This is a genomic window from Sphingomonas sp. HMP6 (assembly GCF_013374095.1).
Taxonomy (GTDB): domain Bacteria; phylum Pseudomonadota; class Alphaproteobacteria; order Sphingomonadales; family Sphingomonadaceae; genus Sphingomonas.
Genome location: NZ_AP022672.1, coordinates 2,738,920 through 2,761,666, shown reverse-complemented (window position 1 = coordinate 2,761,666; position 22,747 = coordinate 2,738,920). Strand labels below are relative to the sequence as shown.

The 22,747-nt window shown below is 64.7% G+C and carries 28 protein-coding genes; 13 read left to right on the top strand and 15 right to left on the bottom strand.

Going from position 1 to position 22,747, the window contains the following annotated elements:
* The first annotated feature begins 16 nt into the window (after positions 1 to 16).
* The 6 genes from HMP06_RS13475 to HMP06_RS13450 all read left to right on the top strand — a co-directional run bounded on the left by HMP06_RS13475 (position 17) and on the right by HMP06_RS13450 (position 7,123).
* Positions 17 to 1,507, top strand: coding sequence for an MFS transporter (locus HMP06_RS13475; protein ID WP_232089685.1), 1,491 nt, complete (start codon positions 17 to 19; stop codon positions 1,505 to 1,507).
* A gap of 84 nt (positions 1,508 to 1,591) precedes the next feature.
* Positions 1,592 to 2,665 carry a type III polyketide synthase gene (locus HMP06_RS13470; protein ID WP_176497537.1) on the top strand — a complete coding sequence of 358 codons (1,074 nt, stop codon included), beginning with the start codon at positions 1,592 to 1,594 and terminating at the stop codon, positions 2,663 to 2,665.
* Entirely contained in the window at positions 2,662 to 3,363 is a 702-nt protein-coding gene (locus tag HMP06_RS13465) for a methyltransferase domain-containing protein (RefSeq protein ID WP_176497536.1), read from the top strand. The genes HMP06_RS13470 and HMP06_RS13465 overlap by 4 nt, the downstream gene beginning before the upstream one ends.
* Positions 3,342 to 4,460, top strand: coding sequence for an NAD(P)/FAD-dependent oxidoreductase (locus HMP06_RS13460; RefSeq protein ID WP_176497535.1), 1,119 nt, complete (start codon positions 3,342 to 3,344; stop codon positions 4,458 to 4,460). The genes HMP06_RS13465 and HMP06_RS13460 overlap by 22 nt, the downstream gene beginning before the upstream one ends.
* Before the next feature lie 11 nt (positions 4,461 to 4,471).
* Positions 4,472 to 4,918 carry a peptide-methionine (R)-S-oxide reductase MsrB gene (gene msrB / locus HMP06_RS13455; RefSeq protein WP_176497534.1) on the top strand — a complete coding sequence of 149 codons (447 nt, stop codon included), beginning with the start codon at positions 4,472 to 4,474 and terminating at the stop codon, positions 4,916 to 4,918.
* A 57-nt stretch (positions 4,919 to 4,975) separates the two neighbouring features.
* Positions 4,976 to 7,123, top strand: a complete 2,148-nt coding sequence (locus tag HMP06_RS13450) for a transglycosylase domain-containing protein (protein ID WP_176497533.1) — start codon at positions 4,976 to 4,978, stop codon at positions 7,121 to 7,123.
* Here the strand turns inward: HMP06_RS13450 and HMP06_RS13445 are convergent.
* From HMP06_RS13445 to HMP06_RS13435, 3 genes are read right to left on the bottom strand one after another with little or no spacing between them, the layout of a single operon-like run.
* Positions 7,099 to 7,773 carry a M48 family metallopeptidase gene (locus HMP06_RS13445; RefSeq protein ID WP_176498547.1) on the bottom strand — a complete coding sequence of 225 codons (675 nt, stop codon included), beginning with the start codon at positions 7,771 to 7,773 and terminating at the stop codon, positions 7,099 to 7,101. The genes HMP06_RS13450 and HMP06_RS13445 overlap by 25 nt on opposite strands.
* A gap of 22 nt (positions 7,774 to 7,795) precedes the next feature.
* Positions 7,796 to 8,233 (bottom strand): YcgN family cysteine cluster protein, encoded by a 438-nt coding sequence (locus tag HMP06_RS13440; protein WP_176497532.1) that lies wholly within the window; start codon positions 8,231 to 8,233, stop codon positions 7,796 to 7,798.
* A gap of 2 nt (positions 8,234 to 8,235) precedes the next feature.
* The gene (locus HMP06_RS13435; protein ID WP_232089683.1) at positions 8,236 to 8,841 is read right to left on the bottom strand and encodes an SCO family protein; all 606 of its coding nucleotides are present in this window, start codon (positions 8,839 to 8,841) and stop codon (positions 8,236 to 8,238) included.
* Between the two features lie 91 nt (positions 8,842 to 8,932).
* Here HMP06_RS13435 and HMP06_RS13430 point away from each other — a divergent pair, with 91 nt between their 5' ends.
* Positions 8,933 to 9,550 carry an ankyrin repeat domain-containing protein gene (locus HMP06_RS13430; RefSeq protein ID WP_176497531.1) on the top strand — a complete coding sequence of 206 codons (618 nt, stop codon included), beginning with the start codon at positions 8,933 to 8,935 and terminating at the stop codon, positions 9,548 to 9,550.
* Here HMP06_RS13430 and HMP06_RS13425 read toward each other — a convergent pair.
* The 11 genes from HMP06_RS13425 to HMP06_RS13375 all read right to left on the bottom strand — a co-directional run bounded on the left by HMP06_RS13425 (position 9,547) and on the right by HMP06_RS13375 (position 16,531).
* Complete coding sequence (locus HMP06_RS13425) at positions 9,547 to 10,053, bottom strand: MmcB family DNA repair protein (RefSeq protein WP_176497530.1); 507 nt, start codon at positions 10,051 to 10,053, stop codon at positions 9,547 to 9,549. The genes HMP06_RS13430 and HMP06_RS13425 overlap by 4 nt on opposite strands.
* Positions 10,054 to 10,103: 50 nt before the next feature.
* Entirely contained in the window at positions 10,104 to 10,781 is a 678-nt protein-coding gene (locus tag HMP06_RS13420) for a cell wall hydrolase (protein ID WP_176498545.1), read from the bottom strand.
* Between the two features lie 155 nt (positions 10,782 to 10,936).
* On the bottom strand, positions 10,937 to 11,254 hold the full coding sequence (locus HMP06_RS13415) for a DUF1491 family protein (protein WP_332103036.1): 318 nt from the start codon (positions 11,252 to 11,254) through the stop codon (positions 10,937 to 10,939).
* A gap of 20 nt (positions 11,255 to 11,274) precedes the next feature.
* Complete coding sequence (locus tag HMP06_RS13410; RefSeq protein WP_176497528.1) at positions 11,275 to 11,733, bottom strand: PaaI family thioesterase; 459 nt, start codon at positions 11,731 to 11,733, stop codon at positions 11,275 to 11,277.
* A 1-nt stretch (position 11,734) separates the two neighbouring features.
* Complete coding sequence (locus tag HMP06_RS13405; protein WP_176497527.1) at positions 11,735 to 12,202, bottom strand: PTS sugar transporter subunit IIA; 468 nt, start codon at positions 12,200 to 12,202, stop codon at positions 11,735 to 11,737.
* Between the two features lie 99 nt (positions 12,203 to 12,301).
* Entirely contained in the window at positions 12,302 to 12,889 is a 588-nt protein-coding gene (gene hpf / locus HMP06_RS13400) for a ribosome hibernation-promoting factor, HPF/YfiA family (protein WP_176497526.1), read from the bottom strand.
* An 89-nt stretch (positions 12,890 to 12,978) separates the two neighbouring features.
* Positions 12,979 to 13,671 carry a DNA polymerase III subunit epsilon gene (gene dnaQ / locus HMP06_RS13395; protein WP_176497525.1) on the bottom strand — a complete coding sequence of 231 codons (693 nt, stop codon included), beginning with the start codon at positions 13,669 to 13,671 and terminating at the stop codon, positions 12,979 to 12,981.
* Positions 13,672 to 13,675: 4 nt separating this feature from the next.
* Positions 13,676 to 14,272, bottom strand: coding sequence for a dephospho-CoA kinase (gene coaE / locus HMP06_RS13390; protein ID WP_232089681.1), 597 nt, complete (start codon positions 14,270 to 14,272; stop codon positions 13,676 to 13,678).
* Positions 14,273 to 14,286: 14 nt separating this feature from the next.
* The gene (gene aroE / locus HMP06_RS13385; protein ID WP_176497523.1) at positions 14,287 to 15,099 is read right to left on the bottom strand and encodes a shikimate dehydrogenase; all 813 of its coding nucleotides are present in this window, start codon (positions 15,097 to 15,099) and stop codon (positions 14,287 to 14,289) included.
* A complete protein-coding gene (locus HMP06_RS13380) occupies positions 15,096 to 15,650 on the bottom strand; it encodes a Maf family protein (protein WP_232089970.1) in 555 nt (184 codons plus the stop codon). Before HMP06_RS13380 ends, aroE begins: the two co-directional genes overlap by 4 nt.
* Positions 15,651 to 15,703: 53 nt before the next feature.
* Complete coding sequence (locus tag HMP06_RS13375) at positions 15,704 to 16,531, bottom strand: pyruvate, water dikinase regulatory protein (protein ID WP_176497522.1); 828 nt, start codon at positions 16,529 to 16,531, stop codon at positions 15,704 to 15,706.
* Between the two features lie 326 nt (positions 16,532 to 16,857).
* On the opposite strand from HMP06_RS13375, the gene hemE reads away from it, so the two are divergent.
* The 4 genes from hemE to HMP06_RS13355 all read left to right on the top strand — a co-directional run bounded on the left by hemE (position 16,858) and on the right by HMP06_RS13355 (position 20,616).
* Positions 16,858 to 17,889 (top strand): uroporphyrinogen decarboxylase, encoded by a 1,032-nt coding sequence (gene hemE, locus HMP06_RS13370; RefSeq protein WP_176497521.1) that lies wholly within the window; start codon positions 16,858 to 16,860, stop codon positions 17,887 to 17,889.
* A complete protein-coding gene (locus HMP06_RS13365) occupies positions 17,886 to 18,341 on the top strand; it encodes a CopD family protein (RefSeq protein WP_176497520.1) in 456 nt (151 codons plus the stop codon). Before hemE ends, HMP06_RS13365 begins: the two co-directional genes overlap by 4 nt.
* Before the next feature lie 173 nt (positions 18,342 to 18,514).
* Positions 18,515 to 19,771, top strand: a complete 1,257-nt coding sequence (rho, locus tag HMP06_RS13360; protein ID WP_176497519.1) for a transcription termination factor Rho — start codon at positions 18,515 to 18,517, stop codon at positions 19,769 to 19,771.
* A 119-nt stretch (positions 19,772 to 19,890) separates the two neighbouring features.
* A complete protein-coding gene (locus HMP06_RS13355) occupies positions 19,891 to 20,616 on the top strand; it encodes a YjbE family putative metal transport protein (protein ID WP_176497518.1) in 726 nt (241 codons plus the stop codon).
* Here HMP06_RS13355 and HMP06_RS13350 read toward each other — a convergent pair.
* Positions 20,606 to 21,118: a methylated-DNA--[protein]-cysteine S-methyltransferase gene (locus HMP06_RS13350; protein ID WP_176497517.1), complete on the bottom strand. Its 513-nt coding sequence runs from the start codon at positions 21,116 to 21,118 to the stop codon at positions 20,606 to 20,608. The genes HMP06_RS13355 and HMP06_RS13350 overlap by 11 nt on opposite strands.
* A 48-nt stretch (positions 21,119 to 21,166) precedes the next feature.
* Between HMP06_RS13350 and HMP06_RS13345 the strand changes: the two genes are divergently transcribed.
* Both HMP06_RS13345 and mnmE read left to right on the top strand, forming a co-directional pair.
* Positions 21,167 to 21,391, top strand: coding sequence for a DUF6489 family protein (locus HMP06_RS13345; protein WP_176497516.1), 225 nt, complete (start codon positions 21,167 to 21,169; stop codon positions 21,389 to 21,391).
* Between the two features lie 4 nt (positions 21,392 to 21,395).
* On the top strand, positions 21,396 to 22,685 hold the full coding sequence (gene mnmE, locus HMP06_RS13340; protein WP_176497515.1) for a tRNA uridine-5-carboxymethylaminomethyl(34) synthesis GTPase MnmE: 1,290 nt from the start codon (positions 21,396 to 21,398) through the stop codon (positions 22,683 to 22,685).
* The last annotated feature ends 62 nt before the right edge of the window (positions 22,686 to 22,747 follow it).

Genomic DNA, 22,747 nt, shown 5'->3' with positions numbered 1-22,747 from the left:
CGCAGGGGATGGATCAGTGAACGAACGGCCACGCCAGTCCTTTGCCGGGCTGTGGAACATCTCGTTCGGCTTTTTCGGGATTCAGATCGGTTTTGCGCTGCAGAACGCGAACATGAGCCGCGTTTTTCAGACGCTGGGCAGCAATCTCGACGATTTGCCCGCTTTGTGGGTCGCGGCCCCGCTCACCGGATTGCTGGTGCAGCCGATCATCGGCCATCTGTCGGACAAGACCTGGCTTGGGCGGCTGGGGCGCAGGCGACCGTATTTCCTGACTGGCGCGATCCTGGCGACGCTCGCCTTGTTCGTGATGCCGCTGTCGAACCTGCTGCTGTTCGCCGCCGTCATGCTGTGGGTGCTCGATGCGTCGCTCAACATTTCGATGGAGCCGTTCCGCGCGTTCGTCGGCGATATGTTGCGCAAGGACCAGCATAGCGTCGGTTATGCGGTGCAGACCGCCTTCATCGGCGCGGGCGCGGTGATCGGGTCGATTTTCCCCAAGCTGCTCGAACATTGGGGCGTCGCCAATACCGCAGCGCCCGGCGTGATCCCCGATACGGTGCGCTATGCCTTCTGGTTCGGCGGGGCGGCGCTGTTCCTGTCGGTGTTGTGGACGGTGCTGACGACGCGTGAGTATTCGCCTGCGGAAATGGCGGCGTTCGACGGTACCGCCGAGCAGGAAACCGAAACGCTGCGCCTGCTCGCCGCGCGGACCTTCACCGGCAGCCTGTGGTGGATCGCGGGCGGCATCACAGTGATCGCAGCGGTGGCGGCGTTCGGGCTGAAGAAGGAAGTCTATCTACTCGGCGGGTTGCTCGGCGGCTACGGCATCGCCAGCATCATCGCGATTGCCCGCGCGCGCGGCGGGTCTTCGCCGTCGATGCTCGGCCATATCGTCGGCGATTTCGGCGGGATGCCCGATCTGATGAAGCGCCTCGCACTCGTGCAGTTCTTCAGCTGGTCAGCGCTGTTCATCATGTGGATCAACACCACCCCGATCGTCGCGCAATACGCCTTTGGCGCGACCGATCCGGCGTCACCCCGCTATCAGGAGGGGGCGAGCTGGGTCGATGTGCTGTTCGGCACCTATAACGGCGTCGCCGCGATCGCCGCGCTGACGCTGCTGCCGTTCCTCGCCAAGCGGATCGGTGCCGCGCTCACGCATGTCGTCGGGCTGCTGTGCGGGGCGGCGGGCTATGCGAGCTTCTTGGTGATCCGCGACCCGCAGATGCTGCTATTGAGCGAGATCGGCATCGGCATCGCCTGGGCGTCGATTCTCGCCATGCCCTATGCGATCCTCGCGTCCAGCCTGCCACAAGCCAAGCTCGGCATCTACATGGGCCTGTTCAACGTCTTCGTCGTGATCCCGCAATTGCTGGTCGCGACCGTGATGGGGTCGATCATGCAGGCCTTCTTCCCGAACGAGCCGATTTGGACGATGCTGTTCGCCGCCGTCGTGATGGCGCTGGCGGCGCTCGCGATGCTGCGGGTGCGAGTCGATACGGCCTAACGCCGGGCTTTGCGGATCGTATCGGCTGGGGTAGCGTTATGCCTGGTCCGGACGCACCCCGCCCGCGCCGCCCGAAAGTTCGCTTTGCCTGCTACTGCCCATATCGCCGCGATCGGCACCGCTGTTCCCGATCACGACATTCACCAGGCCTTTATCGGCTGGGCGCGAACGCGGCTGCCCGATGCGCGCGCGGCGCGCGTGTTCGATCGGATGGCGGGGCGCGCGGCGATCGGGCATCGCTGGTCGGTTCTGCCGCGCAGCGCCGATGGCGGATCGCCGGTCGATGCCGGCGGCTTTTATGCACGTGACCTGCCTCCAGGCACGGCCGAGCGGATGCGGCTCTATGCCGAAGCGGCGCCAGTCCTGAGCATCGCCGCGATCGAGGCGTTGCGCGCGCAAACTCCGATCGACGGCATCACGCATTTCGTGGTGGCGAGCTGCACCGGCTTCGTCGCCCCCGGCATCGACCAGATCGTCGCGGCGCAGATCGGCCTCGCCCCTTCGGTCGAGCGGCTCCTGGTCGGTTTCATGGGCTGTTATGCCGCCGTCGCCGCGCTGCGCAGCGCACGCCACATCGTAAGGTCCGATCCGCAAGCGCGCGTGCTCGTCCTGTGCGTCGAGCTGTCGACGCTGCATTTGCAGGACAACCCCGCGCTCGAACCGCTGCTCGCGATGCTCCAGTTCGGCGATGGTGCCGCCGCCGCGCTCGTCACCGCCGAGCCGGTCGGACTGGCACTCGGCCAGCCGTTCGCCACGACCTTGCCCGATTCGGCCGCATTGATCCGCTGGGACATTACCGACAGCGGGTTTGCGATGCATTTGTCGGGCGAAGTCCCCGCGCGGATCGCCGCTGGGCTATCCGATCCCGACTTCGCGACCGCCGCGACGGGCGGGCGGGACCCGAGCGAGATCGACGGATGGGCGGTCCATGCCGGCGGCCGCTCGATCCTCGATGCTGTCGAAAACACGCTGCATTTGCAGCAAGGCGCGCTCGCCGCGTCGCGCGGGGTGCTGGCGGATTTCGGGAACATGTCGTCGGCGACGCTGATGTTCGTGCTGGCGCGGCTGCTGAGCGGCCCGCCGATCCGCGATGGCGTGGCGCTGGCGTTCGGGCCGGGCCTTGCCGCCGAGGGCTTCGGATTCCGGAGCGCGGCGTGAGCCTTGCGACCCGCGCCATTGCCGAAGAGCTGATGGACGCCGACGACCTGTCGCCCGCAACCTATGCCGCCGTCGTCGGCGATCTCGCCAAGGTCAATGGCGTGACGATGGCAGCGCGCCCGACGCTCGATTTTCTGCGGCGCGGCACCGCGGGGATGAAGCGCTTCAGACTGCTCGATGTCGGGTACGGCGATGGCGACATGCTGCGGCGGATCGCGCGCTGGGCGGCGAAGCGCGGCCTGGAGGCCGAACTGTTCGGCGTTGACCTCAACCCGCGCAGCCAAGCCGCGGCGACGGCGCATACGTCGGCGGATTTGCCGATCCGGTATCGGACCGGCGATTATGCCGATCACGCGGGGGAAGGGTGGGATTTCATCGTCTCCAGCCTGGTCGCGCATCACATGACGCACGACCAGCTCATCGCTTTCCTGCGCTTCATGGACCGCGAAAGCGCAGCGGGCTGGCTGGTCAACGATCTCCACCGCCATGGCTTTGCCCATTTCGGCTACCCGCTGCTGGCGACACTGGCGCGCTGGCACCCGATCGTCCGCCACGACGGAAAACTGTCGATCGCGCGGTCTTACCGACCCGCAGAATGGTCCCCGATTCTGGCGGAAGCGGGCGTGCAGGCCCGCGTCTACCGAGCCTTTCCCTTCCGCTTATGCGTCGAAAAGCTGTGCGCTCAACCCCCGCGCTGATCGTCGGCGGCGGCCCCGCCGGGGCAAGCGCCGCGATCACGCTGGCGCGCGCCGGCGCACCGCATTTGCTGGTCGAGCGTAGCCGCGAGACCGGCGATGCGATTTGCGGCGGATTCCTGAGCTGGCGCACGCTCGAATCGCTCGCGCGGCTCGGCGTCGCGCCGGAAATGCTGGGCAGCGCGCGGATCACGCGGACGCGGATCATCGCGGGGGATCGCGTTGTCGAGGCAGCCCTCCCGCGCCCGGCGCTCGGCGTGTCGCGGCGGACGCTCGATACCGTCCTGCTCGCGCAAGCTGTTTCGGCAGGCGCAGCGATCGAGCGCGGCGTCACCGTGCGCGGCCTTGTCGGCACCACCGCGACGCTCGACGACGGTGCGACGCTGGCCAGCGACACGCTGTTTCTCGCCAGCGGCAAACACGACGTGCGCGGCATGGCGCGACCGGCGGAGGCGCGCGGCGACGATCCCGTGCTGGGCTTGCGCGTGCGCATCGCCGCCGCGCCCGGCCTCACCCGGCTGATCAATGATGCGGTCGAACTGCATCTGTTCGATCGCGGCTATGTCGGGATCAATCTGCAGGAGGACGGCAGCGCCAACATCTGCATGGCGGTGCACCGTTCGGCGATGTTGGCGGCAGGGTCGCCCGCGGTGTTGCTCGATGCGCTGGCGCGCGACCATCCGAGGCTCGGCGAGCGCCTTGCCTATCGCGGTGGCGGGGAGACGATCGATGCCATCGCCAACGTGCCCTATGGCTGGCGCGCGCTACGCAGCGATCCGGGCGTGTTCCGGCTCGGTGATCAGGCGGGCGTCATCCCATCGCTGGCGGGCGAGGGCATGGGCATCGCGATTGCCAGCGGAATCCGTGCCGCCAATGCTTTTCTAGCCGGAGGTGCCGCGGCGGCACCGCGCTTTCAGTCCGACTTTGCCCGCGCGACACGGCGGCCGATCACGCTGGCCGGACTGGTCCGCGATGCGGCAGAACGCCCCCGCCTGGCCCTTGCCGCGCTGCCGCTGCTATCCCATATTCCCGGCTTGATCGATACGATCGCGTCGCTGACGCGGATCGGCCATTCCCCGCTTGACCACAGCCCCCGCTGACAGGAACTTCCATGGACCATCTCACTTTGTCCGAAACCGAATGGCGTAAGAAACTGAGCCCCGAGGCGTATCACGTGCTGCGCGAGGCCGGGACCGAGCGGGCGTTCTCCGGTCGCTATAACAACAACAAGGCCGACGGCATCTATCGCTGCGGCGGATGCGCGCAGCCTTTGTTCGATTCGGCCGACAAATATGATTCCGGGTCGGGCTGGCCGAGCTTCACCCAACCGATCGCACCCGAGCGCGTGATCGAGCATCGCGACATCAGCCACGGCATGACCCGCATCGAAGCGCGCTGTGCGCGCTGCGACGGGCATCTCGGTCACGTTTTCCCCGATGGCCCACCCCCGACGGGCCTGCGCTATTGCATGAACTCACTCAGCCTCGACTTCCGTCAGCGCGACGCAGGGGGCGAAAGCGCTGGGGAGAGCGCGATAAGCGACGAACTGCACAGCTAATCCTTGGCGTCACGGCTTGTCGGCATCCGCCGCAGGCCGTAACGCTGCGATCACGCAATGGCCCGTTCCTCAGCTTCCACCCCCCGCTCCGCCAAGGCGCCGCTCTGGCGTCGCCGCAGCGTGCTGGCCGTTCAGATCGCAAGTGGTCTGGCGCTGCTTGGCTTCATTATCCTCGCCATCACCGTCTATGTCTCGCAGGGGCAATTGCCGAGCTATGATGAGCTGAAATCCTCGCCCAACGGGCAGATGATCCGCGTCCATGCCGCCGATGGCACCGTGATCGTGTCGATCGGCCCGAGCTATGGCGAATGGCTGCCGTACGAGCGAATCCCGGCGGTGATGCGCGATGCGATGATCTCGGTCGAGGATCGCCGCTTCCGGATGCATCCCGGCGTCGATCCGATCGGCATGGCGCGTTCGGTTCAGGTGCGGATCGAAAAGGGCCATTGGCGGCAGGGCGGATCGACCATCACGCAGCAGATTGCGCGCAACATCTTCCTCAATTCGAACAAAAGGTTCGACCGCAAAATTCGTGAGGCGATCCTCGCGCTCGCGCTGGAGCGCAAGTTCAGCAAGGATCAAGTGCTCGAACTGTACCTCAACAAAGTCTATTTCGGCGGCGGCGCATACGGGATCGATGCGGCCAGCCGCAAATTTTTCGGACATGGCGCTGATCGCCTCAGCCTGAGCGAGGCGGCGGTCATCGCTGGTCTGGTCAAGGCGCCGTCCAATTATTCGCCGACCGCCGATATTGATGCAGCCCGCGGGCGCGCCAAGGTGGTGCTGTCGTTGATGCAGGAAACCGGCGCGATTACGCCGTCGCAGGCAAGCCAGGCCGAATCCGCCGTCGGGCAGATCGCCTTCGTCCCCGAAGCGCGGCAGAATAGCGTGCGCTATTTCACCGATTGGGCGCTCCCGCAGCTCGAAGTGCTGATCGACGAAACGCAGCGCCCGCTTGAGGTGTGGACCACGCTCGACTTGGGTATGCAGCGGGCCGCCGATGCCGCGATCCAGGCGAACGCGCCAAAGGGGGCCCAAGGCGCTTTGGTGTCGATCGATCGCGACGGCGCAGTCCGCGCGATGGTCGGCGGGACCGATTATGTCAGCTCGATCTACAACCGCGCGACGCAGGCGCAGCGCCAGCCGGGTTCGGCGTTCAAGCTGTTCGTGTACCTCGCTGCACTAGAGGCCGGACATAAGGTCGAGGATTCGGTGGTCGACGAGCCCATCACGATCGACGGCTGGAGCCCGCGCAACGATTCGCGCCGCAACAGCGGTGCGGTGAGCCTGCGCACCGCCTTTGCCTATTCGCTCAACACCGTCGCCGCAAAGCTTGGCCAGGAAGTGGGCTTTTCAACGGTTGCGGACATGGCGCGACGCTTCGGCATCACGACCAAGGTCAACACACATCCGTCGATGGTGCTCGGCACGTCCGACGTGCGGTTGATCGACATGACCCGTGCGTTTGCGAGCGTGGGCAACAAGGGCGTCGCCGTCACCCCTTATGCCATCACCAAGGTGACGGCCGCGGGCGAGACAATTTATGCGCAAGCGGTCGACACCACCCAAGTGCTGGTCGCGCCCTATGTCGCCGCGCAGATGACCGACCTGCTGCAGACCACCGTCAATACCGGCACCGGTCGCGCCGCGCAGATCGGCCGCCCGGTCGCGGGCAAGACCGGCACGACGACGTCGAGCAAGGATGGCTGGTTCCTCGGCTTCTCCAGCGGGCTGACCACCGGCGTATGGATGGGGCGCGACGATGCAAAGTCGATCCCCGGCCTGCACGGCGGGACCGCGCCCGCCAAGGCCTTTGCGGCCTTCATGAAGGTCGCCGTCGCGGACCGCCCGCCCGAAGAATTCGACACCAAGGTGACCTTGCCCGAATTCCAGCTCGAGCCCGACCAGGAATCGTATTTCGGAGAGGCCGACAACGGCTTGTTCGTCGATGAAAATGGTAATCCGGTTGGCCAAGGCGACACCACGCCACCCGCGCCGGGACAGCAAGTCGATGCCGATGGCAATCCGATCGAGCAACGCGCTCCGACCGAGCAGCCAGCCGCGCCACCGGCCGACAAAAAAGACGATCCGAAGCTCGATCAGGCGTGGATCGACCGCGTCTTAGGCCGCGACCAGTCCCGCCCCGCGCCGGTGCCAACGCGCGCCCCGCTGCCTGACCGTCAAGAGTCCCGTCCGACCCAGTGACGTTCGGCCCCATGGCGACGAAGCCAGCGACGCGACTCGTCCGGATCGGTCTCGTCGAGCACCGCCATCACCCGATGGAACTGCGCGCTGTGGTTCATGTGGAGCCGGTGCGCGACCTCATGCGCGACGGTCGAGCGCCGGACCCAGGCCGGCATCAGGATCAAGCGCCAGCTGTAGCGGATCGTACCCGACGCGGCGCAACTGCCCCAGCGTGTCCGGGGGTCGCCCACCGCCACCGTGGTGACCTCGACACCCGCGCGAGCCGCGAATTCGGCGGTTTCGGCGCTCAACACGCGCAGCGCCTCACGCTTCAGCCACAAACCGACCCGGCGCGACAGGCCCTCTTCCCTCCCACCGCAGCGCAGGACATCCCCGACACGCTCGACGCGGCGCGGCGCATCGGCATCCCATGCGATCGTCAGCACACCATCCTCGAACGGGATCTCGGCACCGGCCACAAACGGGATGGGGGTGGGCAGGCGTGCGCGCTGTGCCGCGATCCAGGCCGATTTGTCCTCAGCCCAGGCCAATGCCGCCTTGAGCGGTGCGCGTGGCGGCAGCACCAGCCGTACCCGCCCGGTCGCACTGTCGACCGACAGCCGCGCGCGCCGTGCCCGCGCATTGCGCACGATTTCGATCGGCACGGTCACGCCGCCCCGACCCCAATTGGCGTCACAGCTCGCGGTCGACCAGATGAAATTCGAGCTCGCCGGCATCGTCCTCCGAGACCGTCCAGCCGCGCACCGATTGACCCGCGCGGTGGACCGATTCACGGTCGCCGGAAACGAGATAGTGCCAGTCGTGCAACGGCTCGTTCGCCGCGCGCAGCCGATACGCACAGGTCGCGGGCAACCAGTCGATCGTCCGGACATTGTCGCGGCTCAACCGCACGCATTCGCTGACATAAGCGTGGCGATGCTTGTAGTTCGAACATTGCGCTGTCGCGCGGTCGAGCAGGCGGCACGACACGTTGGTCGGCAAAAGCTCGCCGGTTTCCTCATCCTCGAGCTTGTGGACACAGCATTTGCCGCAGCCGTCGCACAACGCCTCCCACTGCCCGCGATCGAGCGTGTCGATCGGTTCTTCCCAGAATTTGCCGCTTTCCGACATCGTCAGCGCACCCAGCGATCGAGTTCCGCCGCGACATCCTTCGGCGTCTTGTCCTGCGGCAGCAGCGCAACGGGCTTGCCCGCCGGATCCATCAGATACGCAAAGCGGCTGTGCGCGACGAGATAGCCGCCGTCGGCATTAGGCTTTTCCGCTTCGGCATAGATGCCATAGGCCTTGGCCGCTGCGGCGATCGCTTCTGGCGTGCCGGTAAGGCCGACCATGCGTGGGTGGAACGCCGAAACGAACGCCTTCAACACCGCCGGGGTATCGCGCTTGGGATCGACCGTCACGAAGATCGGCACGACCTTCGCCGCCCGCGCCGCATCCTGCTTCTCGAACGCCCGTAGCGCCGCGCCGATCGTCTGAACGTCGGTCGGGCAGACATCGGGGCAGAAAGTGTAGCCGAAATAAACGATGCGATAGCGCCCGGCGAAATCGCGATCGGTGCGCGGCTTGCCGTCCTGGTCGATCAAGCTGAACGGTCCGCCAATCTTGACGCCGTCCAGCGGCGCGCGCTCCGGCGTGGCGGGACCGCACGCGACCGGCAAGACGGCGAGCAGGAGGATGGAGACGGCGCGGAAAATCTGGTTCATGGCGTGGCCAGCCATGATCTGTTAGGCGGGAAGGTGCAAGGTTTGCCACCATCCGCCAGAGTCCATGACTAACGCCAACGCCCAATTATCAGCCAGGACGTGTTCGATGCTTTTCCGTGCCGCTTCGCTATCCCTCGCCCTGATTGCCGCGCCGACGGCATTGCTGATCGCAGGCCCCGCGGCAGCTCAGCTTGGACAATCGCAGGGGTATAAATTCCTGCAGGCGGTCAAGGATTCGAAGAATGACGAGGTTATCGCCTTTCTCGACAAGCCCGGCGCGACCGTCGTCAACACGCGCGACGTGGTGTCGGGGGAGGGTGCGCTGCACATCGTCGCACGGCGCGGCGACCTGCCCTATCTAAGCTATTTGCTGTCCAAGGGTGCCGACGCCAATTTGCGGGATGGCAAAGGCGAAACCGCATTGTTGATCGCGGCACGGCTGGGGCGCACGGAAATGATCAGCCCGCTCGTGAAAGGGGGCGCTAATCCCAATTTGGGCAATTCAAGCGGCGAGACCGCACTGATCGTCGCGGTGCAGCGCCGCGACCAGGCGATGGTGCGCGAAATGCTCGATCTTGGTGGCGATCCTGATCAGACCGACCGGCTGCAAGGCTTTTCGGCACGCGATTACGCGCATCAGGATACGCGCTCCCCCGCCATCGCCGCCATCATCGATGCCACGCCGAAAAAAACGCGCCGCGCCGTGTCGGGTCCGAAGCTTTAAAGCAGCGGCTGCGCGTCGGGATCGATCAGGCCGATCAGTCGCCGTCCCGCACGCCGGGCAAAGGCCAGCGTTACCCGCTTGCGGGTTGCCGCGGAGAGCGCTTCGCTATGTGCCCCGCGCAGGATCGCCGCATCGTAGCGATCGGCGACGATAATGCCGGTCCGATCCGGCAGGAATGCGGGGCCGTCGAGCGGACGCAAGTCGAACCCGGCGGGAACCGCCCAATAATAGCGATCGCAGCACCCGAGATAGTCGGGCCATTTCGCGTCACCCAGTAAATCGGCACGTGAAACCTTGATCTCGACGATCACGATCTGGCCGCGCGCGTCGATCGCCATGAGATCGGCACGGCGATTGCCGTCGAGCGGCACTTCACAGAGCGCGACCAAATCGTGGCGGAGCAACATCCGGATCGTGCCGCGCGCCACATCGGTGGCGCACAGCGGCGAACCGGGATGATCGACACACGCATCTGACACTGAATCGGGCGACGTTCGAAGCATCACCCGACTCTAGAACATTTCACGAACGCGTCAAATCCGACACGCGCCTATCAGCGATAGAAGACGTGATTGCCGATCGCGGCGACCTGCACGCGATTCCAGCTTGGCGAGACCCGGCGCGCATGGAAATACATCGCGCCCGAGGCCGGGCTGTCCCACGCATCGGCCAAGGCGACCCGCGCCACGGCTACCGCCGTGCGATACTGCTTGTTGAGCGAGATCGCCGGAATGCGGCCACCGCGCACGAACGAGAATTGCCCGCGCTGCGTGACCACCGAGCAGACCGATTTGGGGAAGCGGCCCGATTTGGCGCGGTTGAGAATCACTTCGGCGACCGCGAGCTGGCCGCTCAGTGGCTCACCCTTGGCCTCGAAATAAATCGCGCCGGCCATGCACTGCAGGTCCTCTGCGATCGTGTCAGGGACGGATTGAGCGGCAACGGCGGCCGCGAGCGTACCATATTCAACGGTATCGCCCGCTTGAAGATCATCGCTAGCTTCTGCCTGGAAAGGGGAAGTCGGTGCGGTACTGGTCGCGATTGCCGGGGCGAGGGTCGCCTGAACCTCAATCGACTGCATTGGTGTCGCCCGAGCTGGAACCGAAGCGACAGCCGGCTCGTTAATGGCGCGGTTGATTTCCTGCGCAAAGCCGGGAGAGCCGATGCCGATCAGGGCGGCAAGGGCGAAGGTAACCGTCGCAAAGGTAGCGACGCGATTCGAAAACGACATGAAAGCGACTAAAATGCGGTTGGTGCGCGGACATGAACGACACGACGTCGTCCACCCGGACATCCCCCCGACTGCGTAACCAAGCCGGATCGCACCCGGCACGGCACAACGCCCGTGACTAAGAGCGCGGCCTATCGTTGTGCAACGCAGCGCAGTCAACCACCGCAGATCGTTTCTGCGGCGAATCGTTCTGCCGATGCGATGTCCAGTTCGATCACCCACAAATCCGGATCGCCTGCTCGCCGCTTGCGCCAATACGCTTCGCGCGCCGCTATATCTTGTGGATCGTTCGGGCCAGCGCCTGCCAGGATGGGCTTGCCCGACGGGTCGAGCGCGCGTTCCATGAGCCGCGATACGCCACGCTCTTCATTCAAAATGAGCAGGATCGCGCCGGATTCGGCGTCGCCGCGCGCGCGCACCATGCCCATCCCCCCGGCATCGTTCACGCGCTTGAGCAGGGCCGACACGAGCATCCCGGTCGGCAGCGTAGCGCTCACGAAGCGCGATACCCCGGCAACCCGGCGAGCGGGATTTGCGAGCGCATAAAGGTACCGGTGCCGCGCGCCGCTTCGTCGCCCTCCGCATCGATCAGCCGCGCCTCGGCAACGAAGACCCGCCGCTGTCCTGAAACCCAGCGACCCTCGGCCGTGACCGGTCCGGCCCGCAGCGGCTTGGTCAGTAGCAAGTTGAATGCCGTCGTCAGCAGGAAACGATCGGTCACCAAACTGTTCGCGGCATAGAAGGCGGCATCGTCGAGCATCTTGAAATAGCTCGTCCCGTGCGCAGCGCCGGCGGCGTGGAAATACCGTTCGTCGAGGGTGAAATGGATTCGGGCGATGCCTGCCTCGGGAATTTCGAGCGTGGAATCAAACAGGCGATTGATCGGTGCCGCCGCATAGAGCGATTCGAGCGCGCGGAAATGCGCCGCTTCCCCGGCGGGCGGGCGTTCCATCTCAGGCCGCGTCGCACACGGCATCGGCGCTCAGCAACGCGACCAGTGCGTCGCGCGATCCGGCACCGCGCAATTTGTCGACGAACGCCTGGTCGCGCAGCGTGCGCGAGATACGCGCGAGCGCCTTCAAATGGTCGGCACCGGCATCGGGCGGCGAGAGCAGCATGAAAACGATGTCGACCGGCAGATCATCCACTGCGTCGAAATCGAGCGGGTTGCTGAGCCGTGCGAAGACTGCGCAGACGTGCGTCAGACCTGGCACCTTGCCGTGCGGCGTCGCCACGCCCGCACCGAACGCCGTGGACCCCAGCTTTTCGCGCGCCGCGACAGCCGCCGCCACAACGGCCGGATCGAGTCCATAGGCTGCGGCCGCAGCCGCGGCGAGATGCTGGAACAGCGCCTTGCGGGTACCCGCGCTGACATGTTCCAGCACCGCCTCTGGCGAAAGAATATCGTGGAGGTCGGTCATCACAATCCTTGGGGCCCGCGCATCGCACATGCCGAGACGCGGGCCCATAGCGGCGTTGTCCGCGGTGCGAAAGCACGAGCGATCCGCTGGGAGTTCGGCCTATTGCCGTTGCGGCTCAACCCAGCCGATCGTCCCGTCACCGCGGCGATAGACCATATTGTAGGTGCCTGACCCCGAATTGCGGAACAGCAACGCCGTGGTGTTGCGCAAATCGAGCATCATCACCGCATCCGACACCGTCGCGTCGGGCACGTCGACGCGCGTTTCCGCCACGATCAGCGGGAAATCCTCGACCTCTTCCTCGGCCACATTTTCCTGAAACAGCGTGTAACCGGCATTATCCGCCGCATTCACGGCCTGGGCTTCGATCGCGGTGGCGACACCAGCGTTGCGGTCCTTCAAGCGGCGCATATAGCGGCGCAATTGCTTCTCGATCTTGCCGGCCGCACCCTCGAACGCGGCATGGGCATCGGCCGCGTCGCCGCTGCCCTTCAGGATCAGCCCCTGCATGACGTGCGCAACGATGTCACAGGTGAAGCGATTGTCGTGCGGCCCCTTGCCGAACGTGACCTGCGACGAAATGGCGCGCGCGAAATATTTGGTGGCGATGCCCTGAAGTCGCTCGTCGACATGGGTTCTGAGCGCCTCGCCCGTTTCGACCTGATGGCCGGAAACCCGAATATCCATGAGCATTCTCCTTAGGTTCGGCCGGCGTCGCCTGTGACGATCGCCCGACCGGTGGACGGTATCAATCGGATACCTCGACCCCCTTCAAACTATTGCGCGACCGCTTCGCTCCCCCACAATGGATTAACGACGGTTTTCATGAAAGCGACGTGCCGCGCGCGATCCGCTTCGCTGATCGCGAATATGCGCGCCGGACGGACGATCGCGGGGGCAAGTGGCGCACTCGGCGCCGCCTCGACCACCACATCGCTGACCAGGCCAAGGCCGATCTGCCGCCCGCCGGTGAGCTCGACATAGACTTGCGCCAGCAATTGCGCGTCAAGGAGCGCGCCGTGCAGCGTCCGGTGGCTGCGATCGATACCGAAGCGGCCGCATAGCGCATCGAGGCTGTGCTTTGCGCCCGGATGCCGCATCCGTGCCATTGCAACGGTGTCGACCATCCGGTGCAAACCAACGGTGCCGCGCCCGCAGCGTTGCAATTCCCCATTGAGGAAGCCGAAATCGAAGCTCGCATTGTGCGCGACCAGCGGGCTGTCGCCCAAAAACTCCAGCAATGCGTCGGCTTGCTGCACGAACAGCGGCTTGTCGGCGAGGAACGCATCGCTCAGGCCGTGGACGCGCTGCGCCTCGGGCGGCATCGTGCGTTCGGGATGGAAGTACGCGTGAAAGGTGCGCCCGGTTTCGACCCGGTTGATCATCTCGAGACACCCGATCTCGACCATACGGTCGCCGTCGGTGAAACTGAATCCGGTAGTCTCGGTATCGAAGACGATCTCGCGCATGGTCTTACGATGATGGGGGTTCGCGCGCCGCTAGGCAAGCGATGATGGCGTGGACCGCGCGGCGGGTCTCCTCGTGCGATCCTCCGGTCGGCACGACAAAGTCGGCTCGCGCGACTTTTTCCGCGTCGGGCAATTGCATGGCGCGAATCGCCTCGAACTTCTCGACCGACATGCCGGGCCGACTGAGCACGCGGGCGCGCTGCACATCGGCAGGCGCGGATACCACCACGACGCAATCGACTCGCGACTCGCCTCCTGTCTCGAACAGCAAGGGCACGTCGAACACCACGATCGGCGCGTCGGCGTTGGTTGCCAGAAACGCCGCGCGCTCTTCGCCGACTGCCGGATGCACGATCGCCTCGAGCCGTTTCAACGCCGCCGGATCGCCCAGCACCATCGGCCCGAGCAGTGCGCGATCGACGCTTCCATCGCGCGTCGAGCCGGGGAACGCCGCCGCGATTGCGGGCACCAGCCGCCCGCCTGCGCCTTGCAATGCGTGAACCTCGGCATCGGAATCGAACACCGGGATACCGGCCTCGATAAACATCGCGGCGACGGTCGATTTGCCCATCCCGATCGAGCCGGTCAGACCGACCGTCATGGGGCTGCCTGACGTCATGCCGTCAACAGCGCCCGAAGTGCGGTATCGCTGGCCTCATCGCGCGGGGGGGCCACGCCGAAGAACAATTCGAACGCCAGCGCGGCTTGCCCGATCAACATGTCGAGCCCGTCCACCGTCTCCAGATCGCGCGCGCGTGCCGTGGCAAGCAAATCGGTTTCGAGCGGCGCGTAGACGACATCATAGACGACCGCATCGTCGGGCAGCGCGTCGAGGTTGAGATCGAGCGGCGCTTGCCCCGCCATGCCAAGCGAACTGGCGTTGACGAGCAAGGCGGCCGGGGGAAGCTTCGCGTCGAGCGCCAGCGCTTGTCCCTTCAAGCCGAACGACGAGAGCAAGGCAGCCGCCTTCAGCACATTGCGGTTCAGGATCGTCACCGGGCCGACGCCAAGCCGCGACAATGCGAACAGCACCGCGCGCGCCGCACCGCCCGCGCCGATCACCACCACCGGCGCACCCGCCAGATCGAGCTCGGCGATCGGCGCGTAGAAGCCCGCCGCATCGGTGTTGGTGCCGATCAGCGATCCATCCTCCTGCCGCAGGATCGTGTTCATCGCGCCGATCGTCCCACGGATGTCGCCTGGATCATCGACCAGATCCATGACCGCGACCTTATGGGGCAGCGTGACATTGCACCCGCGCCACTCGGGGTTGGTACGCGCAGTGACGAGATAGTCGGCCAGATCGGCCGGCACGACATGATGCCGCGCATAATCGGCGTCGATCCCCGCGGCCTCGATCCAGAATTTATGGATCACCGGCGATTTGGAATGCGCGATCGGGTCCCCGATCACTTCAGCAAACATCATGACGCCAAAACCCTTCGCACCCGCAGATAATCGAGCACCGGCAGCAGCGGCAGGCCGAGCACGGTAAAATGGCTGCCCTCGATCCGGCTGAACAATTGCGCGCCAAGCCCTTCGATCCGGTAACAGCCGACGCAGCCGGCAATGTCGGGCCATTCGAGATCGAGATACTGTTCGATAAAGGCGTCGGACAAAGGCCGCACGTGCATCTTGGCACGATCGACCACGCGCCACACCGGACGCCCGCCCTCGGCGATGACCGCCGCGCTGACCAATTCGTGGCGTTTGCCTGACAGCCGCCGCAAATGGACCGCTGCCTCGGCCCGATCGCGCGGCTTGTCGAGCATCGCGCCATCCTCCAGCGCGACGACCGAATCGCAGCCGAGCACCAAGGCTTGGCCGTCCCCGGACGAGACCTTGATCGCCTTCATTTCCGCCAGCGCATCGGCCATGTCGCGCGCCGCCAGCCCTTCGCTCAGCAACGCCGCCTTGGCCGAATCTTCATCCACCGCGGCCGATACCGCATCGAAAGCAACCCCCGCGGCGGTGAGCATCGCGCGCCGCGCGCTGCTTTGCGATGCCAGGATGATTCGCTGTTGCGCCTGCATCACGACTCCGCCCGCGTATCGCCACGCCGTTCGCCAACCAAAGCGATGATTGCGGCAGCCGTCTCCTCGATTGAACGCCGCGTGACGTCAATTACCGGCCAGCCATTGTCGGCGAACATCCGTCGCGCAAACGCGACTTCGCGCACGACCGCCTCCTGATCGACATAGGCCGTCTCGGTCACTTGATTGAGCGAGAGCAGCCGGTTGCGCCGCACCTGGATCAGGCGATCGGCGCTGGTGGTAAGCCCGACGACAATCGGGTTCTTGAGTGCATACAGGATCGGCGGCGGCGGGCTTTCGACCACGATTGGGATATTGGCGGTCTTGAAACCGCGATTGGCGAGGTAGATTGAGGTCGGCGTCTTGGAGGAGCGCGAAACGCCGGCCAGCACGATATCGGCGTCTTCCCAATCTTCAGCACCGATGCCGTCGTCATGTGCGATCGTGAAATGGATCGCCTCGACCCGCGCGAAATAGGCAGCATCGAGGACGTGCTGCCGCCCCGGCCGCGCTTTCGCCGCCTGGCCGAGCAAGCCCGACAGCGCGTGCGTTACCCCGTCCATCGGCGCGATCGCCGGCAGACCTAACGCGCGGCACCGCGTCTCGAGCGTGCGCCGGATCTCACTGTTCACCAGCGTAAAGAGCACGAGCCCGGGATTTTGCGAGATTTCCTGCAGGATCCGTTCGAGATGCGCCTCGGTCCGCACCATCGGCCAGAAGTGACGGATCGTTTCGACATCGTCATATTGGGCAAGCGCGGCCTTGGCGATATTCTCGAGCGTTTCACCGGTCGAATCCGACAAAAGGTGCAAATGCAGGCGCATCACCGAAGCCGGTTGGACGAAGCTGTGGACAACATGGTCGCAACCGCTAGCGCAACTTCGCCCTCCCGCAAAGCCATGGTCCGGCGGTGCATAACCGTCGCTTTATCCACAATTGCCTGCACGGTAGCCGATACCGTGCACAGGCTGTGGATAATGGGGATGGTCGGCCCGACTCATCGCGGTTCAGGGCGTGCCCGGAGCGCAAGCTGTTGGCATTTTCGGGATGACCGCATAAGCCCCGTTATCGACGTGCCAACAACGACTACATCCTTTTAAGATTCTAGATTCTTATAGAAGAGGGTGAGCGAAAGCCGGTGGGAGTTTCGACCGTGACGACTGTTAAGAAGCCGCTGCTCGCGTGCCTGAAGGGCGAGCGTCAGCCTATCCCCCCGGTGTGGCTGATGCGGCAGGCGGGACGCTATCTGCCCGAATACCGCGCCCTTCGCGCCGAAAAGGGCGGTTTCCTGGCACTCGTCAACGATAGCGCAGCGGCAGCCGAGGTCACGATCCAGCCGATCCGCCGCTTCGGGTTCGACGGAGCAATTCTGTTCTCCGACATTCTGATGGTCCCATCGGCCTTGGGCCAGCATCTGACGTTCGGCGTGGGCGAGGGGCCGGCCCTCACCCCCGCGCTGGTCGATCATGCGCTGGCTGGACTGCAACCGGCGTTGGAGCGGCTCGACCCGGTCTATGATACTGTGCGGCAGGTCGCCACGCAATTGCCGCCTGAGACCACCTTCCTGGGCTTTGCGGGCAGCGCCTGGACCGTGGCTACCTACATGGTCGCCGGCCACGGCAGCAAGGATCAGAGCGAGACACGGCGTTTCGCTTATGCCGATCCGGTCGCCTTTGGTGAGATCGTCGAAGCGATTTCGACCTGCACGATCGAATATCTGTCACGGCAGATTGAAGCCGGCGTCGAGGCTGTGCAATTGTTCGATAGCTGGTCAGGCAGCCTCAGCCCGGCGCAATTCGAACGCTGGGTAATCGCGCCCAATGCCGCGATCGTCGCGGCACTCCATGCGCGCCATCCCGGCGTGCCGGTCATCGGCTTCCCCAAGGGGGCCGGCGAAAAACTTCCCGCTTATGCGCGCGAAACCGGGGTCGATGCGGTCGGCGTCGATGAGACGATCGATCCCGAATGGGCCGCCAAAAATTTGCCGCACGGCATGCCGGTGCAAGGCAATCTCGATCCGCTCGTGCTGATCGCCGGGGGGAACGATATGGAAATGGCCGCACAGCGCATCCTCGATGCGTTCGCCGACCGTCCGCATGTCTTCAATCTGGGGCATGGCATCCTGCAGGACACGCCGATCGCGCATGTCGAGCAACTCCTGGCCTATGTTCGGAGCGCACGATGATCGGCATGCTCGGCAACGCCTATCCATGGGTGAAGGCGGCGCATCTCATTTTCGTGATCTTCTGGATGGCCGGCCTGTTCATGCTCCCGCGCTATCTCGTCTATCATCAGGAAGCTGCGATTGGATCAGCCGAGGCGGCGGTGTGGGTCGAGCGCGAGGGCAAGATCCGCACGATCATCCTGACCCCGGCGATGGTGGTCGTATGGGTGCTCGGCCTGGTTCTTGGGGCCAATTCCGGGCTGTTTTCGGGGGCGAGCGGTCTCGGCTGGCTGCATACCAAGTTGCTGCTGGTGCTGCTGCTGACCGGCTATCATGGCTGGGCGGTCGGCTATGCCAGGAAACTCGCAGCCGGAAAGCCGACGCTGACCGGTAAGCAATTGCGCCTCATCAACGAAGTGCCGGCGTTGCTCGTCACCTTCATCGTCATCCTGGCTATCGTCCAGCCGTTCTGAAGACGCTCACGAGCGCTTAGCCTTGACGCGGGCGGGACGCAGCCGTATTCCGTAAGCGTGTCACGGTGCGGCGGGTCCACCCGTTCGGCTGCGGCATCCTTCCTCAAGCATCGTCGCGTACCCATCGCCGATCGAAGCTCCTCCCCAGCATCTTCATGCCCGGATGACACCCCATGCATCTCAAAGACCTGAAAAACAAAAAACCGGCTGAACTGGTCGCAATGGCCGAGGAACTCGGCATCGAAAGCGCGTCGACGCTGCGCAAGCAGGATCTGATGTTCGCGATCCTGAAGGTTCAGGCCGAAGAAGGCGAGATGATCATGGGGCTCGGCACGATCGAAGTGCTGCCCGATGGTTTCGGCTTCCTGCGCTCACCCGAAGCAAACTATCTCGCTGGCCCCGACGATATCTACATCTCGCCCAACCAGGTCCGCAAATTCGGCCTGCGCACTGGCGATACGGTCGAAGGTGAAATCCGCGGGCCGAAGGATGGCGAGCGCTATTTTGCCTTGGTCAAGCTGACCGCGGTCAATTTCGATGATCCCGATGCGGTGCGGCATCGCGTCAATTTCGACAATCTGACGCCGCTCTATCCGGACGAGAAGCTGACGCTCGATCCGTCCGATCCGACGATCAAGGACAAGAGCGCCCGCGTCATCGACATCATCAGCCCACAGGGCAAGGGCCAGCGCACCTTGATCGTCGCGCCACCACGCGTCGGCAAGACGGTGATGCTGCAAAACATCGCCAAGGCGATTACCGATAACCACCCCGAGGTGTTCCTGATCGTGCTGCTGATCGACGAGCGGCCTGAGGAAGTCACCGACATGCAGCGCTCGGTCAAGGGCGAGGTGGTCAGCTCGACCTTCGACGAACCCGCCACGCGCCACGTGCAAGTCGCTGAAATGGTTATCGAAAAGGCAAAGCGCCTGGTCGAGCACAAGAAGGACGTCGTGATCCTGCTCGACTCCATCACGCGCCTCGGCCGTGCTTACAATACCGTCGTTCCGTCATCGGGCAAGGTGTTGACCGGCGGTGTCGATGCGAACGCACTGCAGCGCCCGAAGCGCTTCTTCGGTGCCGCGCGCAACATCGAGGAGGGCGGTTCGCTCTCGATCATCGCGACCGCGCTGATCGACACCGGCAGCCGCATGGACGAAGTGATCTTCGAGGAATTCAAGGGCACGGGTAACTCGGAAATCGTGCTTGATCGCAAGGTTGCCGACAAGCGCATCTTCCCGGCGCTCGACGTCGGCAAGTCCGGCACGCGCAAGGAAGAGCTGCTGGTCGATCAGAGCAAGCTGTCGAAGATGTGGGTGCTGCGCCGCATCCTCATGCAGATGGGCACGATCGATTCGATGGAATTCCTGCTCGACAAGATGAAGAATTCGAAGACCAACGAAGATTTCTTCGATTCAATGAATCAATAGCCGTATGCCGCCGTCGGCATGCTGCCGGCGGACTCGCATCGGCTCGGCCGGCGGGAGCACCGCTCCCGACCGACGACATGGGCTTTGCCCATGTCCCGGCGACACGCTAGGAACATGCGATGCTCACCTTTCTCCTAGCAGCGGCCACCGCTGAACCCATGTCGTTGAATTGGCTGTGGCAACACATCCTGACCGACTTCGCGAATATCGGTTCGGCGTCCGCACTTACCGCGTTCGCGACCGTGGTTCTCCTCGACGTTGCCCTTGCTGGAGACAATGCGATCATCGTTGGCGCGCTGGCGGCAGGCTTGCCCGCCGACCAGCGCAAGAAGGTCATTGGGATCGGCATTCTTGCTGCGCTGATCTTGCGCATCGTGTTCGCGGTGGCCGTGCTTTATGGCCTGGAGAGCTTCAAATCCTACGGGCTCGTCTTTGGCGGCGGACTGTTGCTGCTATGGGTCGCGTGGAAGATGTATCGCGAGTTGCAGCCGCGTTCCGTTCCCGGCGGATCGGCAGAGGTCGAGGGTGACGAGCATAGCGGGATCCGTCCGGCCAAGAGCTTTCTTTCGGCCGCCTGGGCGGTCGCGGTCGCCGATGTCTCGATGAGCCTCGACAATGTGCTCGCAGTGGCCGGCGCCGCGCGCGAGCATCCCGGGATCATGGTCATCGGGCTGATCCTGTCGGTCGCGTTGATGGGCATCGCCGCCAACATTATCGCCAAATATATCGAGCGTTTCCGGTGGATCGCCTGGATCGGGCTGGTCATCATCGTCTACGTCGCGGGCAAGATGATCCTCGAGGGTTGGCACGATATGCAACCGATGATCGGCGCGGTTACCGGCTGAACAGATCCCGCTGCAGCGGTGCAGTGATCGCGCGACCGGCGGCGTAGCGTTGTTCGTGGTCGAGCAACCAGCGTTTGGTTATCGATCCCTGACCGGCGGAATATGCGCCAAGCCGGCCGTCCGCATTCAGCACGCGATGGCACGGCACCACGATGGGGAAGGGGTTGCGAGCGCACGCCTGGCCGATCGCCCGGGCGCTGGATATCGCGCTATGCGCAAGCGCGCCATAGCTGCACGTTTCGCCATAGCCGATCGCGACCATCGCATCGCGCAGCGCTTGTCCACGCGGCGTCGCGGCGGATGCCAAGGGTAGATCGAAGGTTACACGGTCGCCCGCAAACCATTGTTCCAATTGTGCAATGGCGCGAAGGACGGGTTCGGCAGAGCCGATGATCGCTGACCCGGAGGCTTCGATGCGGATCGCGTGAATGGCGCTGGCATCGCCTTCGACGGCGATGATGCCGACAGGCGTTGCGATCCGGGCGATATCGCGCGCATACATGGGCACGATATGCCGCGCAGCAGGCGCGCGCTCAAGCGGAGAAGCGGCGTGAAGATCAATGTCGAAGTCGAATGCACTCCAGAGGAAGCCCGTCGTTTCATGGGTCTTCCCGATCTTGCGCCGGTGCATGAGAAATATCTCTCGGCGCTGACCAATTCGATGGATGGCGTCGTCGCCCCCGATCTGGTCGAGAATATGATGCGCAGCTGGATGCCGATGAGCGACGCCGGGATGGGCATGTGGCGCAAGATGTTTGAATCCTCGACCAAGTAAGACCGTGACGGAGCGCGACACGATCTTCGCCGTATCGAGCGGTGCGGCCCCGTGCGGCATCGCGATCCTGCGGATCAGCGGACCGCGCGCCACGGCGGTTGCGTCTGCTATCGCGGGGGCGCTGCCCGAACCGCGCCGGGCCGTATTGCGGGTGCTGCGCGAACCAAGCGAAGGCGCGGTGCTTGATCGCGCAATCGTCCTGTTCTTCCCTGGCCCACGTAGTGCGACCGGGGAGGATTGCGTCGAATTCCACGTTCATGGCGGGCGCGCCGTCGTTGCGGCGGTTGAAGCCGCGATTGCGACACGGCCCGGTACCCGGCGCGCCGAAGCCGGCGAATTCACCCGCCGCGCGCTGGAAAATGGCGTGATCGATCTGACCGAGGCGGAAGGGCTGGGCGATCTGCTCGCGGCCGAGACCGAGGGTCAGCGCCGCGCCGCGTTGCGCATGGCCGAGGGCGGGGTTCGCGCGCAGATCGAACATTGGAGCAGCGATCTGATTGGTGTCGCGGCGCGGATCGAGGCTCAGTTGGATTTCTCCGACGAAGACGATGTCGCCGACGAAGCGCTGGATGCGATCACGGCGGACATCACCCGGATTGCGACCGAGATCGATCGGCTGCTCGCTGCACCTGCGGTCGAGCGTTTACACGATGGCGTTCGCGTCGTGATCGCAGGAGCGCCCAATAGCGGGAAGTCGACGCTGCTCAACGCACTGACCGGACGCGATGTGGCGATCGTCTCGCCCATTTCCGGAACGACGCGGGATCGGATCGAAGCATCGGTGGTGCGGGCCGGGATTGCCTATGTGTTGACCGACACGGCTGGCTTGACCGGAACGCCGGGCGACGAGATCGAGCGGATCGGGATCGAGCGCGCGCGCGGGGCGATTGCCGGGGCCGACATCGTCGTGTGGCTCGATGCGCAAGGGGAGGCCAGCGCCAACGATATTCAGGTGCACCCGCGCTGCGACGTTGCCGGTCGCGAAACCGCCCGATCCGGCGTTGACGTCTCGCTGTCGGCGCGGACCGGTGCGGGCCTGGATTTGCTGTGGAACCGGATCGCGGCGCGCGCCGCGACCTTATTGCCACAAAGCGACCAGCTCTCGGTAAACCAGCGCCAGCGTGCCCTGTTGGACCAATGCCGCGCTGATCTATTGGCAGCAAAGGGCAGTGACGTGCTGATTGTAGCGGAGGAGGTGCGCCGCGCCCTGCGCGCCCTCGACGCCGTTACCGGGCGGAGCGGGATTGAAGATGTCCTGGACGCAGTCTTCGCGCGCTTCTGCGTCGGCAAATGATGTTCCACGTGGAACAGTGCGCATAAACTTTGACACGCACCGCACTGCGACCTAGCCAAATC

Bases quoted from the DNA above. Each gene is read 5' to 3' on its own strand.
- msrB (WP_176497534.1), top strand. From the start codon at position 4,472: ATGGACCATCTCACTTTGTCCGAAACCGAATGGCGTAAGAAACTGAGC.
- HMP06_RS13450 (WP_176497533.1), top strand. From the start codon at position 4,976: ATGGCCCGTTCCTCAGCTTCCACCCCCCGCTCCGCCAAGGCGCCGCTC.
- HMP06_RS13440 (WP_176497532.1), bottom strand. From the start codon at position 8,233: ATGTCGGAAAGCGGCAAATTCTGGGAAGAACCGATCGACACGCTCGAT.
- HMP06_RS13435 (WP_232089683.1), bottom strand. From the start codon at position 8,841: ATGGCTGGCCACGCCATGAACCAGATTTTCCGCGCCGTCTCCATCCTC.
- HMP06_RS13430 (WP_176497531.1), top strand. From the start codon at position 8,933: ATGCTTTTCCGTGCCGCTTCGCTATCCCTCGCCCTGATTGCCGCGCCG.
- HMP06_RS13425 (WP_176497530.1), bottom strand. From the start codon at position 10,053: ATGCTTCGAACGTCGCCCGATTCAGTGTCAGATGCGTGTGTCGATCAT.
- HMP06_RS13420 (WP_176498545.1), bottom strand. From the start codon at position 10,781: ATGTCGTTTTCGAATCGCGTCGCTACCTTTGCGACGGTTACCTTCGCC.
- HMP06_RS13415 (WP_332103036.1), bottom strand. From the start codon at position 11,254: ATGCTCGTGTCGGCCCTGCTCAAGCGCGTGAACGATGCCGGGGGGATG.
- HMP06_RS13410 (WP_176497528.1), bottom strand. From the start codon at position 11,733: ATGGAACGCCCGCCCGCCGGGGAAGCGGCGCATTTCCGCGCGCTCGAA.
- HMP06_RS13405 (WP_176497527.1), bottom strand. From the start codon at position 12,202: ATGACCGACCTCCACGATATTCTTTCGCCAGAGGCGGTGCTGGAACAT.
- hpf (WP_176497526.1), bottom strand. From the start codon at position 12,889: ATGGATATTCGGGTTTCCGGCCATCAGGTCGAAACGGGCGAGGCGCTC.
- dnaQ (WP_176497525.1), bottom strand. From the start codon at position 13,671: ATGCGCGAGATCGTCTTCGATACCGAGACTACCGGATTCAGTTTCACC.
- coaE (WP_232089681.1), bottom strand. From the start codon at position 14,272: ATGACGGTCGGTCTGACCGGCTCGATCGGGATGGGCAAATCGACCGTC.
- aroE (WP_176497523.1), bottom strand. From the start codon at position 15,099: ATGATGTTTGCTGAAGTGATCGGGGACCCGATCGCGCATTCCAAATCG.
- HMP06_RS13380 (WP_232089970.1), bottom strand. From the start codon at position 15,650: ATGCTCACCGCCGCGGGGGTTGCTTTCGATGCGGTATCGGCCGCGGTG.
- HMP06_RS13365 (WP_176497520.1), top strand. From the start codon at position 17,886: ATGATCGGCATGCTCGGCAACGCCTATCCATGGGTGAAGGCGGCGCAT.
- rho (WP_176497519.1), top strand. From the start codon at position 18,515: ATGCATCTCAAAGACCTGAAAAACAAAAAACCGGCTGAACTGGTCGCA.
- HMP06_RS13355 (WP_176497518.1), top strand. From the start codon at position 19,891: ATGCTCACCTTTCTCCTAGCAGCGGCCACCGCTGAACCCATGTCGTTG.
- HMP06_RS13350 (WP_176497517.1), bottom strand. From the start codon at position 21,118: ATGTATGCGCGCGATATCGCCCGGATCGCAACGCCTGTCGGCATCATC.